We start from the raw sequence: 15,127 nt of genomic DNA on the forward strand, positions 1-15,127 counted from the left end.
TTACCAGGGCGTGTTCACGCGCAGCCAGCGCTCCAGCGAGCGCCGGGCGCGCTTGCGCAGACTTTGCCGGCGTCCTTGCAGCCACCCTTGGCCAAACAGGGCGCGTGGGTCTTGTTCGGCTGCCTGGGTGTACCAGGCTTCGGCGGTGGCTTCGTCCTGGATGCGACCCAAGGCGTCCAACGCGGCTTTCAGTACGCGTTCGTGGCGTCGCTGGCGCTTGGGGCGCCACAGTGGGCTGAACAGGTCGCTGCCCAAGCGTACACGTTTGCCCAAGCGGCGCAGCTTGTGCAGGTCTTCGTCACTTAGATTGGCGCCATGCAGGGCCATCTTCACGCAGCGTGCGTGAACCTGATCCAGTCGTGCGGCCAGCCAGTCATGGGCCGAGGTGTGGGCCAGGGTCTTGTCGGGCACAGGCTGCAGCAAGCAGGCCAGCACGTCCAGGCACAGCGAGGTGGCTGGTGCTGAGCGCGACAGTGCCACGACCGCATCGGCCTGGCTTTGTGTCGGTGTGGGGCAGGGCAGCTCCAACATCGGGCCACCCAGTGCAAACAGGCGGGCTGGCAGCCACGCCAGGGCTTCGGCATCACGCCAGCGCCCCAATGCATCATTCAATGCGGCCGCGTGGGCCAGGGTGCTGGCGGGCAAGGACAGGGGGCTGCCCTCCAGCAATCGTGCCAGGGCACGCAGGCGCCGTAGCGCCAAGCGCCACTGGTACGCGGTGAGGGCCAAGGCATTCGGCCCGGTGGCCAGCTCACTCATGTTGCCAGTGATGTGCTCCAGGCAGGCCTCCAGTCCGGCACGCCACGCCTGTTCGACGTTGGCATCGTGGCGGATGCGGGCCGCGTGACCCAGGGTGGGGTGCTCGGTGGGCAGGGCGGCGGTCGCAGCCGTTCCTTCTGCTGTGGCAGCGGCTTGGCGGGCAAGGCGGTCACCGCGGTGGGCTTTGGTTTGGGTGTCCAGCCACAAGCCGTGGCGCTGGACCCAGTCTCGACCTGCATCGATCACCGCCATGGGATGGCCCGAGACGGATTCAATTTCCAGTTCTCGCACGGGCACGCTCAAGCTGCCGGAGTGGATGTGCCCCAGGTCGAGCGCCAGCTCCACCACGCCTTCGTGTGGCGTGCCTGCGCCCACGGTGATGCGGGCGCGAGTGCGGACGATGTCCGTTCGGTACAGTTCGACGAGGCCTGCGCGTTGTCCGGCGGCGTCTTGCCCCACGTCCCAGTCCAATACCTGCTGCAACACGGTTTGCGCCGGACGGCCGATGTGTCGACTCAAGTCCGCGCGGATGGCCTCGCCCGGTGCGGGTGCTTCGGCTGGGCGGTTGTCCTCCAGCCGCATCATGGTGTTGCTGCCGCCAGCCTTCAGGGTCTGCACCCACTCGTCGCCTTCTTGTCGCACACGCAAGGCCATGCGGGCCGCTGCCAGGGTGCGGTTGGGGGTGTCAAAGTACGCAGCCTTCAATGGCAGCGGGGCGTGTTGTCCCGCATCCAGCGCGGCCAGTTCGGCCTGAACGGCGGCCAGCGCCACGTCGGGGATCTGAAATTTGAGTTCAATTTCCTGCATGGTGTGCATTGTCCGGCCTGCCGTGCGGCCGAGTGTGACAAGAACGCGGTCCTGCCCGCTAAAATGCACAGCTTGACCCAATTGCCGGTACACACCATGCCCCTTTTCTGGAAGCCCTACAAGTCCGACGTGACGCAGTTCATCGACAGCCTCAAGCAGCGTGATCCGCAGCTCGAAGCCCGTCAGCGCCAAGGTCGTTTCCTGTTGTGGGACAAGGCGCCTGTGGATCTGGACACCCAGAAGGCCCAGCGCGAGGCCCGCGTGGCCCAGCAGGCTTACGTCTATCACCACAAGGGCTGAGGCCCTCAGGCAGGACGTTGCTCGCCAACAAGGCTGACACGTGACGCAAGACGTGATGGCGCCCGATGAGGGGGCCTCGCCTCGGCCAGAGCTCGACGAGCATGGCCTGCCGGAGGTCATTGACCACGTGGCGGTGGCTCGCCTGTATGGCGAGCCGCTGTTTGCGCTGCCCAATGACCTCTACATCCCTCCAGACGCGCTGGAGGTGTTTCTGGAGACCTTTGAAGGGCCTCTGGACTTGCTGCTCTACCTGATCCGCAAGCAGAACTTCAACATCCTCGACATTCCGCTGGCCGATGTGACGCGCCAGTATCTGACCTACGTCGATCAGATCCGCAAGAGCAATCTGGAGCTGGCATCCGAATACCTGCTCATGGCAGCCATGCTCATCGAGATCAAGTCTCGGATGCTGCTGCCGCCCAAGAAGGTGGAGGGGGACGCCGAGCCGGAAGATCCCCGTGCCGAACTGGTGCGCCGCCTGATAGAGTACGAGCGCATGAAGCTGGCCGCCGCGCAGCTGGATCAGCAGCCTTTGATGGGGCGCGATTTCATGCGGGTCGAGGCCCACAGCGATCCGTCCATCGTGGTGCGCCATCCGGATGTGAGCCTGTCCGATCTGCGCGAGGCGTGGATGGACATCCTCAAGCGCGCCAAACTGCACACGCACCACACGATCACGCGTGAAGAGCTTTCGGTGCGCGAGCACATGAGCATCGTTTTGCGCACGCTGACGGGCAAGCGCTTTGTCGAGTTTGAGCACCTGTTTGATGTGACGCGTGGCTCGCCCGTGCTGGTGGTGACCTTCATCGCCATGCTGGAGCTGGCACGCGAACGCCTCATTGAAATCACGCAGGCTGAGGCCTTTGCGCCCATTTATGTGCGCCTGGCGTACGAGCCGTCCTAGAATCCCGCCACCCCATGAACGGGTTGCGTCTCCCGCGGCCCCCATCAAGATGACTGCTGCTGTTTCTGCTGTTCGCAAGCCTGTGACCCTGCATCGTCTGCGTGAGATGCATGCCCAAGGCGACAAAATCACCATGCTGACCGCCTACGACGCCACGTTTGCGCGTCTGGTCGATGAGGCCGGGGTCGACTGCATTCTGGTGGGCGACTCGCTGGGCATGATCGTGCAAGGACACGGCAGCACCATTCCGGTGTCGCTGGAGGACATGGTCTATCACACCCGTTGCGTGGCCCGAGGCAATCGCTCGGCGTGGATCGTTGGGGACCTGCCGTTTGGCAGCTATCAGGAAAGCCGTGAGGAAGCCTTGCGCGCCTGCGTGGCCCTGATGCAGGCCGGCGCCCACATGGTCAAGCTGGAAGGCGGCGGCTGGACGGCCGAGACCGTGCATTTCCTGACCGAGCGTGGTGTGCCGGTATGTGCTCACCTGGGTTTGACGCCACAGAGCGTGCATGCCCTGGGTGGCTACCGCATTCAAGGCCGTGATGAGGCCGGCGCCGCGACGCTGCGCAAGCACGCCACGGAACTGGCGCAGGCCGGCGCAGCCATGATGGTGCTGGAGTTGATGCCCTCGGCGGTGGCCGCGCAGGTGCAAGCCGATAACCCCGGCATGATGACCATTGGCATTGGTGCCGGCTCGCAGACGGCCGGTCAGGTGCTGGTGCTGCACGACATGCTCAACATCACCCGTGGCAAGTTGCCGCGCTTCGTGCGCAACTTTGCTGCCGAAGGTGGTTCGGCGGATGATGCCATCCGTCGCTACGTGGCGGCGGTGAAGGACGGCAGCTTCCCTGACGAAGCTGTGCACGCTTACTGAAACCGTTTTTCTGCAGATTGACATGAAGATCATTCACACCATCGCCGAATTGCGTGCCGAACTGGCGAAGGCGCCTGCTGCGCCGGCTTTCGTGCCCACCATGGGCAATCTGCACGAGGGGCATCTGGCTCTGATCGGTCAGGCGCGCACGCTGGTCGGCGATTCGGGCAGCCCGGTGGTTGCCAGCATCTTCGTCAACCGCCTGCAATTTGGCCCCAACGAAGACTTCGACACCTACCCCCGCACGCTCGAGCGCGACGCCGACCTGTTGCGTCAGGCGGGCTGCGACATCCTGTTTGCGCCCAACGAGTCCGAGCTGTATCCGCAGCCCCAGGGCTACAAGGTGGTGCCGCCCACCGAGTTGGCCGACATCCTGGAAGGCGCCTTCCGTCCCGGCTTCTTCACTGGCGTGTGCACGGTGGTGCACAAGCTGTTCAACATCGTGCAGCCCCGTTTGGCGGTCTTTGGCAAAAAGGACTACCAACAGCTCATGGTCTTGCGCAACATGGTCAACCAGATGGCCTTGCCCATCCAGATCCATGGCGGTGAGACCTTGCGTGCGGAAGACGGGCTGGCGCTGTCGTCGCGCAACGGCTATCTGAGTGCCACCGAGCGCGCTGAGGCCACCCAGATGATCGCCACGCTGCGCACGGTGAAGGCACAGGTGGCGGCTGCACGTTCTGCAGGGCAACTGGATCAGGCGGCCGTGGCCCGAATCGAAGCCAAGGCCTCGGCAGTGTTGAATGAGCGCGGCTGGAAGACGGACTATGTGCTGGTTCGCCGTCAACGTGACCTGCTCTTGCCTACCGATGCGGAGTTGAGTCACGGTGAGCCCTTGGTGGTGCTGGCGGCTTCGCGCCTGGGCACAACACGCCTGATCGACAACCTCGAGCTCTGAAATTGCTCGCAGATTTGATGTGCCTCATTTCTGAGGCGCTGTTATAGAAACGTTGGGAATTTCGGGCTGGTTCACTTTTTGCAGAGAGGTAAGGGTTGTTCCTTACCTTGCTGTACAAGATGAACTGTTCTCTACCGCGTTTGGGCGCCGCCATGGTGTTGGCGCTCTCCATGACCCACTTCGGTGCATGGGCCCAGCCTGCCAGCGCACCGTCTTCGGCTTCGGATGTTGCCAGCGTCGCCCCATCGGCGGTTGTTGCGGCCTCCGCTGAGGCCAGTGAGCCTGTTGCCGTCTTGCCTGCATCCATGGCCAGTGCGGCAGCCTCAACGGCCGCGGACACCACTGTCCCGGCGGCACCACCTGCGCCCATGACGGCACCGTCCAAGGTGCCCATGTCGCAGATCAACGCCGGGGACACGGCATGGGTCAGCGTCTCGGCTGTTCTGGTGCTGCTCATGAGCGTGCCCGGTTTGGCCTTGTTCTACGCCGGCATGGTGCGCAAGAAGAACATCTTGTCCACCATGGCACAGACCCTGGCCGTGTGCGGCTTGGTCACGTTGCTGTGGTTTGTGGCGGGCTACAGTCTGGCCTTCCTACCTGGCAGCGACTACATCGGTAGCCTGGACGGGATTTTCTTGAAGAGCCTGGTCTTTGACAAGCTGGCTGGGGAGGTCTCCGTGCACCACTTGGCACCCACTGTGCCCGAGTCGGTGTTCGTGATGTTCCAGTTGACGTTTGCCATCATCACCCCAGCCCTGATTGCGGGAGCCTTTGCAGAGCGCATGCGCTTCTCGGCCTTGCTGTGGTTCATGGGACTGTGGTCCATGCTGGTGTACGTGCCGGTGGCGCACTGGGTGTGGGAGCCGACGGGTTGGCTGGCGCGCATGGGCGCGCTGGACTTTGCTGGCGGCACCGTGGTGCACATCAACGCCGGCATCGCTGGCTTGGCATGCGCATGGATGCTGGGTCGTCGCATGGGCTACGGTCAGGAACCGCTGATGCCCGCGAACCTTGGCTACACCATGATGGGCGCATCGTTGCTGTGGGTGGGCTGGATGGGCTTCAACGGTGGTTCTGCCGGGGCTGCTGACGGTCGCGCCGGCATGGCCATTCTGGTGACCCAGATTGCTGCAGCGGCTGCGGCACTGAGTTGGATGGCGGCCGAATGGTTTGTGCGCGGCACGCCCACCTTGTTGGGGCTGTGTAGCGGCGTGGTGGCCGGTTTGGTCGCCATCACACCCGCTTCCGGTTTTGTGGGCCCCCAAGCTGCCGTCGTCATCGGCATCATTTCCGGCATTGCCTGCTACTGGGGCGCCACAGGCCTGAAGCACCTGCTGGAAGTCGACGACTCGCTGGACGTGTTCGGCGTGCACGGCGTGGGCGGCATCGTCGGGGCCATCCTCACTGGTGTCTTCGCCAATCCGTCGATCGGTGGCGTGTCGGGTTCGGTCTACACCCAGTTGATGGCCGTGATGGTCACGCTGGCGTACAGCGTCATCATGACCACCGTCATCCTGATTGTGGTGGGTCGCATCGTGGGCTTGCGTGTCAGCAAGCAAGACGAGCGTGATGGTCTCGACTTGAGCCAGCACGGCGAGCGCGTCGAATAAGTCCCGAATTGATCAGTGCTTTCAGGAGGTCTTGATGCTCGAGAGCGAAAAGTTTGCGATTGCCGCGCATCTCCATGTGGTGCTGCGCCGTGTCAACGGTCGTGTCACCGACGTGGAGTGGATGGTCAAGAGCCCGGAGTACGCCAAGGAAGTGGTGCGGGTGGCGCGGCTTGAAAGCAACCCCGATTTGCTGGGGTTGGCCGACAAGTTGGAAGCGGCACTGTGTCCTCCGGCGCCGCGTGCGCCCAAACCCGCCGCGCAGAGTGCGGCGGGCCCCAGCACCTTGACGGGCGCGGAACCATCGGGCTTTCTGGGGTCGAGCTTTGATCCGAGTAGCCCGACCGGCCGCAAGCAGCGCTACATCGGGTCCTTGCGCTGAGGCCCTCTGGCCTCAGAGCGTCAGCAGGAAGTCGATGACTTCTTGCTGCACGCGCGTGCGCCGCATGGGGGGCAGGCTTTGCCAGATGCGGCGCCCATATGGCTTGTCGATCAAGCGGGTGTCGCAGATCATCAGCACACCCCGATCGGTCTCGCTGCGGATCAGGCGCCCGGCACCTTGCTTGAGCGCGATGATGGCCTGCGGGACCTGATGGCTCATGAACGGGTTGCCCCCTTCCTGCGCCAGCAATTCCAGTCGCTTGGCCAGGACCGGGTCATCCGGTGGGGCGAAGGGCAGCTTGTCGATGACCACCAGCGTCAAGGCATCACCTTTGACGTCGATGCCTTCCCAGAAGCTGTGACTGCCAACCAGCACGGCATTGCCGGCGCGGCGGAAGTCTTCCAAGAGTGTGGGGCGGGGAGCCTCGCCTTGTTGCAGCACCGGGAAAGGATCCCCGGCTTCTTTGAACAACTCCCTGAGCTTCTCCGCGGCCTTGCTGACGGCGCGCAGTGATGTGCATAGCACAAAGGCCCGTCCGCGATTGGCGCGAATCAGGGGCAGGGCGGCTTCCACCACGGCATCCGTGTGACGTGGATCCGACGGCTGCGGCACGTCGTGTGGCACGTACAGCACGGCTTGGTTGGGGTAGTCGTAAGGACTGGCCCAGCTGTGGCATTCGGCATCTTGCAAGCCCAGCGCCTCGGTGAAGTGGCGGAAGTCACTCTTCACGGCCAGCGTGGCAGAGGTGAAGATCCACGCGCGGCGTGGCGGGGGCGTGGCCGGCGCATCGTCTGAATCTGCCGCCATGCTGGCGGCAGACCGAGTGGGGGCGGCGGTGTCAGCACCTGCCATCAGGGCTTGCAAATCGTCTTCCTCGTCGGCATCGTGGCTGGCAAAGGCGGCCACCATGTCGGCTTCGTCAGACTCGTCCACGGCATCGCGCAGGGCGCGGTCTTCGGCATCGGCGTCATCGGGGGCGATGTCGGCATGGCCCAGTCCGAGGCGCTGGCGACGGAACACGTCGGCCACCGAGATGGGCGTGCGGTGCAATTGCACGCCGTGCGAACCCACATCGATCCAGCACAGCTCCGGCTCGCCCGCCCGCTCGGGTGCACCCCAGGCGCAGACGCGCTGCATCATGTCGTCAGCCCGGCGGTGCAGTTGCGCCAGATCCGGGCCTCGCTCGGCTTGGGTATCGAGAACGTCACGCACATGGGCGAGGGCGTCGCGCAGTTTGTCCAGCGCAGGCCACAGTGGGTGGTCGAGCCCCAGTTGCGCCTGCGACAGGCGCTGCAGTTGTTGACCAAAGCACAAGCGCAGATCCCGCGCCGCACGGTCCAGGGGGGCGAGCACATCGTTCCAGTTGGCGCCGTCTCGAGCCTGCGCCTGACCGGTGGCCAAGGCATCACGCAAGAAATCCAGAAACTGTGCGGTGGACACCGAGTCGCCAAAGAAGAGCGTGGCGGTATCCGGCAGTTGGTGGGCTTCGTCGAAGATGATGGTCTGCGCGTTGGGTAGCAGCTCGGGCACCCCTTCTTCGCGCAACATCAGGTCGGCAAAGAAAAGGTGGTGGTTCACCACGACCACGTCGGCATCCTGTGCCTCGCGGCGGGCCTTGACCACAAAGCACTCGCTGTAGCGCGGGCAGTCACTGCCCAGGCAGTTTTCGCGGGTGGAGGTGACGCGGGCCCAGATGGTGGCGTGCTCAGGCACCGTCGGGCATTCCGCCTTGTCGCCGGTGGGGCTGCGGTGGATGAAGCTGTTGATAAGCCCCAGATCGCGCACTTCCTGGCGGCTGCCCAGCAGCGTGGCATCCTGGTTCGTGCGGTCCAGGTGATGCCAGCACAGGTAGTTGCTGCGACCTTTGAGCAGGGCCACTTTGACGGGCACGCCCAAGGCCTCACGCACGGCGGGCAGGTCGCGGTGAAACAGCTGGTCTTGCAGTGCCTTGGTGCCGGTGGAGATGATGACCTTGCCCCCCTCCATCAAGGAAGGCACCAGGTACGCCGCCGTTTTGCCGACACCGGTGCCGGCTTCCAGCACGACGGTGCTGGCATCGCGAATGGCCTTCTGGATGGCCTGCGACATTTCGATCTGCTCTTGCCGTTCGCAGTAGCCGTCGAAAGCTCGGGCAAGCGGTCCGGTGGCAGAAAACAGGGCAGAGAGATCCATGGGCGTGACGTGGCTAAGAGCCGCTATTGTCCACGCACCGGATGCCGTCTGGGGCGTGCGGCCCCCAAGAGAGGGCGCACGCGTCGGATCAGGGTCACAGACCCGACCGGACCATGGTGGCTTGCAAGGCCTGTGTCAGCGTGTCGATGCAGTCCTGACGGTGGGCCTGTTCGGTGGCATCGGCCGAGGCACCCATGCCGCGCAGTCGCTTCAGCAACTGTTGCGCTTGTTGCCGCATCACGGCGCGGGTGTCGGCACGGTCGCCGGCGGGGCGCACGACGGCCAACGCAAGTCGGTTCACGTGTTCACGCTGGAGGTTGCGCTGCCAGCTGGCGCTGTCGGTGGCACGTGAGGGGCGTGTCCACACCGCATCGCTCACCTGTTGGGTCAGCTCTGCCACCGTCAGCGGGCGAACCTTGCGGTCTTGCAGCTTGTCCGCGTTGTCGAGCAGGCGCTCGGCCATGTCATCGCTCATCAGGTAGTTGAGGATGCCGCGCTGCATGGCCAGCAATTGCTCGGCCACCGAGAAGTCCGTGGCACCCAGACCGGGGCCGTCGGCATCGGCGCGCTCCAGGTAATCCGGGGCGAGCTTGCGTTGCAGCGAGGCCGGGATGTGGACAGCATCCACCGACACAAAGTCTTTCAGCAGCATCTGCAAGGCGGCGCGCTGCACGGTCTGGTCGACGGGTTCCAGCAGGTCACGGCCACTGGCGGGGCCATCGCGGCGGGTGATCAACCCGCCAATCTGGCGCATCAGCAGCTGACCATTGCGGGCCAGATCCCGCAAGGCATAGCTCACGCTGCGACGCAGCAGGGTGGGGTCATCCTTGACGGTCAGTTGTCGGTGAGACTGGCGCTCGATCAGGTCCCGCACAATCGCCACGCGGGTGCGTGCGAAGGCAATCGGATCGTTGCCCAAGTCAAACGTGACGGACTGTGGGTCCAGTCCCAGTGCATTGTCTTCGTCGGTGCCGAAAGCCAGTGCGTCTGCCCATTTCGGATCGCTGCTGCGTTGTGCAATGGTTTGCAGCGTCTCGGTCGCTTTGGCACGATCGTCAGGCAACTCGCTGTAGCCATACTCGATGGCCCAGTAGTCATACGGGCCGAGCGTGGTCTGAAAAGGCGCTCCGGCCGATTCACCCGGCGCAGGCAGGTTGATGGGCGCGTACTCCATCACCGAGGCGCTGTTGCCCTTCTCTTTGGTCAACAGGGGGTGACGCAGCTCTTCGGGCGAATGCCAGCGAGAGGCTCGGAAGTTGTGACGCAACCCCAGCGTGTGACCCACCTCATGCATGGTGGTGTCCTTCAGGTAGGCCAGCACGAATTCCTTGACCTGCGGGCTGTCGGGCTCAAGTACGCCCTGGGCTTCCAGCACATCCAGCGCAAGACCTAACTGTTCGGCAGCGTATTGACCGTGCTGGCACGATTCATCGACGTGGTCCGCATGTCGCTCGTATTCTGCGTGTGTGACCAAGCCTTCTGACTTGACCGGGTTCAGCATTTGAGCGCGTACCGCCCGGATGGCCCGAGAAGACAGGCTTTCCAGCGCGATGTTGGCGTCCAGGATCTCTCCGGTACGAGGGTCCACGTGTGTGGGACCAATGGCGCCGAAACTTGGCTGGGCGTTGGTCATCCAGCGAATGGCGGCGTGACCGGTCTTCAGTGTGTCAAATGGCTTGTCTGCCGGGGGCGTTTTGACCTCGATGGCGTTCGTGTAGCCAATGGCAGCAAAGGCCTTGTTCCACTCCAGGATGCCTTCCGTGATGGTGGGGCGATAGGCCTCGGGGATGCTGGGATCCAGCCAGAAAACAATCGGCTTGACGGGGTCGGATTGCGCCGCCTTGGGGTCTTTCTTTTCCAGACGCCAGCGGTTGATGAAACGCTGACGCGGGGTGCGTGCCAGGTCGTCGGTGAAGTCGGTGATGGTGGTGGTGAAATACCCCACCCGGGCATCGGCTTCACGTGCCTTCATCGGCTTGTCGGGCAAGGGGGTGAGCGTGTAATGCACGTTCACGAACATGCTGCGTGCATCCGGCAGGGTGCTGGGTGTGCTGGGTGCCGGTGTACCGGGCACCTGTCCGCCTGCGCCGGGCAGGCTGATGGCTGACGTGGCGAAATGCTGACTGACTTCAAATACGGCCGAGTCCGCACTCACATGCGCCTGATGAATGGCTGAATTGCGGACGTCCAGGCCATAGCCTTGACGATAGACGCGCTGAAGTTGGGCGCCAATGCCCAGCAGATCACCCAAGAGCAGCGGACTGATCTCGACGAGCACTGCACCGGTTTGCGGATGAGGCGCACTGCTGATGGGCGCGCTGGACAGCAAGCTGGGTGAAAACGCAGCCTGCACGGCCTTGGCTTGCGGGGTATCGGTCTGCGCGGTGTAGGCCGCATTGATGGCCAACAGCTGGATCTGCTGCTGCGACTTGTGGAACGTCACCCACTGCGGGCGACCCACCGGCGCCCAACGGCTTTGCATCAAGCCGCCATACACCCCCGCCTCGCCAATGCCGGATGCCAGCTTGGGCGACAGGAAGAAGGGGCGCTCCAGCGTTGTCTTGGGGTTCAGCTCCAGCCAGATCTTGTCCTGCTTGCGCCAGATGGGCAGCAAGCCGTCTTGTCGCTCTGCTCCGCGTGTGATCAGTTCAAACGCCGGTAGCGTGGCGATGCCGGCGGCTGTGGCTGCGGCGGCCATCGCCTGCTGATGCGCCGCCATGGCTGCTGCTTGCTGCTGTTGTACAGACAGTGAACTGCATCCCTCCAGTGCTGCCAGTGAACAGGCCAAGGCAATCCAACGCAGGGTCGGGCGGGCAAGAACTTCGTGTCGAATCATGAGCAGAACCTTACCATCTGTCTGCATGGGTTCCCGCCAAGCAAAAACCCGACTGATGCGATGCATTCAGTCGGGTTTGCAAGGGGATGAAGGTGCTTACTGCGCAATCGGATGCGGCAGCCAGTCCTTCAGGAAGGCCAGGGCAGGGAAGTCCGCCACGGCCAACGGGCCAAAGGACACGACCACCAGGCCCACGGTCATCACAGCCAAAGGCAAGATCCAGCGCTCATAGCGACGGTAGAAGCTCATGTGACGCACTTCTTCGTCAGCCTCGTTGACCTCTTCCTCTCCAATCACCTGGCGGGTCAGCAACTGGTTGATAGCCACGGGTGGCAGCAGGTAGCCCAGTTCGAACGCCACCAGCACCATCATCCAGAAGTGCAGCGGGTCGATGTTGTTGGCATAAGCGATGGGCGCCAAGGTGCCCGACACCAGCACCACCGCGCCAAACGGATCCATGATCATGCCCAGCACCACCTTGGTCACCACCAGGAAGGCCATGGCCGTCCAATGGTTCTCGAAGACCTTGGGGAAATGGTTCATGACTTCGGAGCGTTCGATCACGCCACCCATGGCCAGCGACAAGGTCATCAGGCTCAGCAGGGCACCGATGTGGCCAATGGTTTCGTTGGTGGCGTAACGGATCGACTTTTCAACGCCTTCCTGACGGTGGCTGGCGTAGTCGGGTGTCAGTTCGGCCTTGCCCTTGTTGGTCAGCTTGTCGAACACCAGGATGATGATCAGCATCACCGGCATGATGGTGGGTGCCGTGATTTCGTTCAGCTTGGTGTCCAGCGCCACCTCATAGATCGCCACCACGGCGACGACCAGGAGCAGGTAGGGCACCAGTGGCACGATCTGACGCAGCATGGCGGGCACGGCAATGCCAAACGACTCGATGTTGGCACGCTGGGTGCGCAGCAGTTGCGAGGCGATGAAGAACAGCGTGGACGTCAGCAGGAAGACGTAGAAGCCCCAGTGATACAGGCCACTGGTGGTCACTTGCTTGTTCAGCGCTGCGATGAATACCACGAGCAGGCAAGGACGCAGCACCACGCCGAGCGAACCCGACATGGCCGTTGCGGCCAGCGCGAACTGACGCGATCCACCCGAGGCGCGCACCTCGTGATAAATGATGCCGCCGGCGGCAATCACGAAGATACCTGACGCACCGGTGTACGCCGTGGCCACCGAGGCGCCGATCAGGATGATGTAAGTCAGCAGTTGAGGGGACAGGTTCCACGGACGCAGCACGTTCATGAACAGGTCCACGATGCGGCTTTGCTTGAGCAGCATGCCTGCCCAGATGAACAGACCCAGGTTCATGAAGATGCTGGGCAACTCCATCAACTGGTTCACATAGATGGCCAGGCCGGCGTGGTGACCGTTGATGAGAAAGTACACACCGGACACGATGGCCATTTGCGCATACAGCGGCACAGACCACAAGGCAGTCGAGATCGTGCCCTCACCGTGTGGCGACTTCACGGGCATCACCACGCGCTTGAGGTTGATCAGCAGCAGGGTGGCAAACAGTGCCATCCAGACGTAATGGATGACGGGGTGCTCCAGGGGGACGCCTGACTCCAGCAGGATCTGGTAGTAGCGCACCGACGAGAACAGCAGCAAGCCGCTGGCCATGGCTTGCGTGAGCGACTGCGCCCAGTAATCACGCGTGTAATGACCAGGGCGGATGCCGATGTGGTGGAAGCCCAGCGTGGTGGTGATGGCCGCAATCGACACCATCAGCAACAGGATCAGCGAGCGGTTTTCTGTGCCTAGCTGAAACAGACCAAAGAAGCTGGTTTCCAGTGTGCGGTAAGCCTTGACCTTGGCGGTCTGGTGCTCCAGGACCTTCTGATACAGGTCGTGCTTGGCTTGGCAGATGGCTTGTGCTTGCTCAATGGACTTGCGCAGCACGGCCGGGTCATTGGCCTGTGGGGCGTCTCCAAACAGGTTGTCAATGTCGTCGCTTGCAGCAGTTGATCCGCCGCCCGCAGTCTGTTTGGCAACCTCAGCGTCGATGTCAACTTTGGGGTTGCAATCAGGCTTGCTTGGGTCGGCGCGCAGCATGAAGTACTGCACACCGGCTTGTGGATCACCAAACAGAGATTCACCGGCCTTCAGCAGTTGGCCGTGGACCATTTCGCCGGTGCCGATGATCAGGGTCAGCAACAACAGGATGAAAACAGGCAGGCTGGAGAACCATTCCAGGATGGTCCTGCCCATGATCAGGCGCGAAGGTTGAGTTTGCATGGCAGAGCTATCGGCAAGGCCGATCAGAAATCAGTCTTGGTAAATCAGAAACGAGACAGAAGGGGAGGCGTCTCCCCATTCATCACTTCCAGTCTTCTTCGGACTTGGTCGTGCATTCGGGATCAGTGGGGTTCACGTTGCATCGAACCTTCTTGATCACCTTCAGGCCCCGTTTGTCGTACAGGCCCTTTTGCGCGATGTCGATGCGAGACTCGCGCAGCATGAGGGTGTACTTGTAAGAGTTCTCGGCGCTCAGTTCCATCCATGTTGCTGGCGGAATGCTGGCGTCAGCCTGCTTGATGAGTTGCAGCGCACGATCGAACTGGCCTGCCCAATACTCACGCGACTTCAGGCCAAACCCATCGGGGAATTTGGCCTTGTTGAGGACCATCTGATAGGTCAGGATCATGATCGGGAAACGGGTGATGGCGCCGTTCTTGCCGATGCCCTTGGCCAACTCCAATGGCTTGTAGGCCAGCGTGGGCGCAGCGATCATGTCCACCGTGCCGTTGTTGAACTTGGTCGAGAAATTCGTGATGTCTGCGGAGACCGGCTGGGCACCGATGCGTTGAATCATCACCGCTTGTGCCTTGTCATGATCGAACGCGGCGATCTTCTTGCCAGCCAGGGCTTCGACCGTGTTGATCTTACGGTCGTTCACGATGGGGTAAGCCGCACCCAAAGGGATCATGCCGCCCACCTCGAAGTTGCCGTCCACCATGAGCTTGGATGCGGCCGGCGCAGCAAACGTTTGCACCAGCTTGCGCACCACGTCGTAGCTGGCGCCGATGTCGATCTTGCCGTCGCGCACGATGGTGGTGGCACCCAAGGTGTCCACCGAGCCGGCCACTGCATTGAACTGGCGGGTGCGGAACGCCGTGGCGATCACGGCGTCGCATTGACCGGTGCGGAAGTCTTCCGTGGCCACACGCTCGTCGGTGTAGCCCTTGAGTTCAACCTGAGCGCCTGCTTTTTGCATGGCCACGGCATAGTCCTTGGCCATGTTGAACAGATCGCCTGATGCACCCAAGATGTCATAAACGCAGACCTTCTGAGCGGCATGCGCGACTGTTGCACACAGGGTCAGCGCAATGGCTGCACCGATCTTGTTTGTTGTGTTGCCCAACTTCATGATGTCTCCTCGGTACCTGAAAAAGCAGAGGGCCTCGACTGCAGGCCCTCTCTGACGCGTCCGTGGCGAGCGTCCAATCTGATCACCGGTGTGATCCAAACAGTCGTTTGCAACTATATCTTTGGATACATTCGGCGGGGTGAATTGGCGGCACACACACAGGGGAAGGGAATTCCCTTGTGTACGTCATCGCCGATGCG

The 15,127-nt window shown here is 62.7% G+C and carries 11 protein-coding genes; 6 read left to right on the forward strand and 5 right to left on the reverse strand.

What is annotated here, in order from left to right; translation table 11 throughout:
• Entirely contained in the window at window positions 1–1,566 is a 1,566-nt protein-coding gene (locus ACOYNB_RS10785; RefSeq protein ID WP_422839077.1) for a CYTH domain-containing protein, read from the reverse strand.
• 96 nt (window positions 1,567–1,662) lie between these two features.
• Here ACOYNB_RS10785 and ACOYNB_RS10790 point away from each other — a divergent pair, with 96 nt between their 5' ends.
• The 6 genes from ACOYNB_RS10790 (at window position 1,663) to ACOYNB_RS10815 (ending at window position 6,531) form a co-directional block, all read left to right on the forward strand.
• On the forward strand, window positions 1,663–1,866 hold the full coding sequence (locus ACOYNB_RS10790) for a DUF3460 family protein (protein ID WP_374255492.1): 204 nt from the start codon (window positions 1,663–1,665) through the stop codon (window positions 1,864–1,866).
• A 55-nt stretch (window positions 1,867–1,921) separates the two neighbouring features.
• On the forward strand, window positions 1,922–2,770 hold the full coding sequence (locus ACOYNB_RS10795) for a segregation and condensation protein A (protein WP_422839105.1): 849 nt from the start codon (window positions 1,922–1,924) through the stop codon (window positions 2,768–2,770).
• Window positions 2,771–2,819: 49 nt separating this feature from the next.
• A complete protein-coding gene (panB, locus tag ACOYNB_RS10800; RefSeq protein ID WP_422839078.1) occupies window positions 2,820–3,644 on the forward strand; it encodes a 3-methyl-2-oxobutanoate hydroxymethyltransferase in 825 nt (274 codons plus the stop codon).
• Between the two features lie 22 nt (window positions 3,645–3,666).
• Window positions 3,667–4,542 (forward strand): pantoate--beta-alanine ligase, encoded by an 876-nt coding sequence (panC, locus tag ACOYNB_RS10805; protein ID WP_422839079.1) that lies wholly within the window; start codon window positions 3,667–3,669, stop codon window positions 4,540–4,542.
• Between the two features lie 119 nt (window positions 4,543–4,661).
• Window positions 4,662–6,152, forward strand: a complete 1,491-nt coding sequence (locus ACOYNB_RS10810; protein WP_422839080.1) for an ammonium transporter — start codon at window positions 4,662–4,664, stop codon at window positions 6,150–6,152.
• 34 nt (window positions 6,153–6,186) lie between these two features.
• Window positions 6,187–6,531, forward strand: coding sequence for a hypothetical protein (locus ACOYNB_RS10815; protein ID WP_374258407.1), 345 nt, complete (start codon window positions 6,187–6,189; stop codon window positions 6,529–6,531).
• Window positions 6,532–6,543: 12 nt separating this feature from the next.
• On the opposite strand, the gene ACOYNB_RS10820 is transcribed toward ACOYNB_RS10815, so the two are convergent.
• From ACOYNB_RS10820 to ACOYNB_RS10835, 4 genes are all read right to left on the reverse strand, one after another.
• Window positions 6,544–8,703 (reverse strand): ATP-dependent DNA helicase, encoded by a 2,160-nt coding sequence (locus ACOYNB_RS10820; RefSeq protein ID WP_422839081.1) that lies wholly within the window; start codon window positions 8,701–8,703, stop codon window positions 6,544–6,546.
• Window positions 8,704–8,797: 94 nt separating this feature from the next.
• Window positions 8,798–11,539 (reverse strand): zinc-dependent metalloprotease, encoded by a 2,742-nt coding sequence (locus ACOYNB_RS10825; RefSeq protein ID WP_422839082.1) that lies wholly within the window; start codon window positions 11,537–11,539, stop codon window positions 8,798–8,800.
• A 96-nt stretch (window positions 11,540–11,635) separates the two neighbouring features.
• Window positions 11,636–13,795 carry a TRAP transporter large permease subunit gene (locus ACOYNB_RS10830; protein WP_422839083.1) on the reverse strand — a complete coding sequence of 720 codons (2,160 nt, stop codon included), beginning with the start codon at window positions 13,793–13,795 and terminating at the stop codon, window positions 11,636–11,638.
• Window positions 13,796–13,877: 82 nt separating this feature from the next.
• Entirely contained in the window at window positions 13,878–14,927 is a 1,050-nt protein-coding gene (locus tag ACOYNB_RS10835) for a putative solute-binding protein (protein WP_374258415.1), read from the reverse strand.
• Window positions 14,928–15,127: the final 200 nt, after the last annotated feature.

Source organism: Aquabacterium sp., from assembly GCF_049317225.1.
Lineage (GTDB): Bacteria > Pseudomonadota > Gammaproteobacteria > Burkholderiales > Burkholderiaceae_C > Aquabacterium.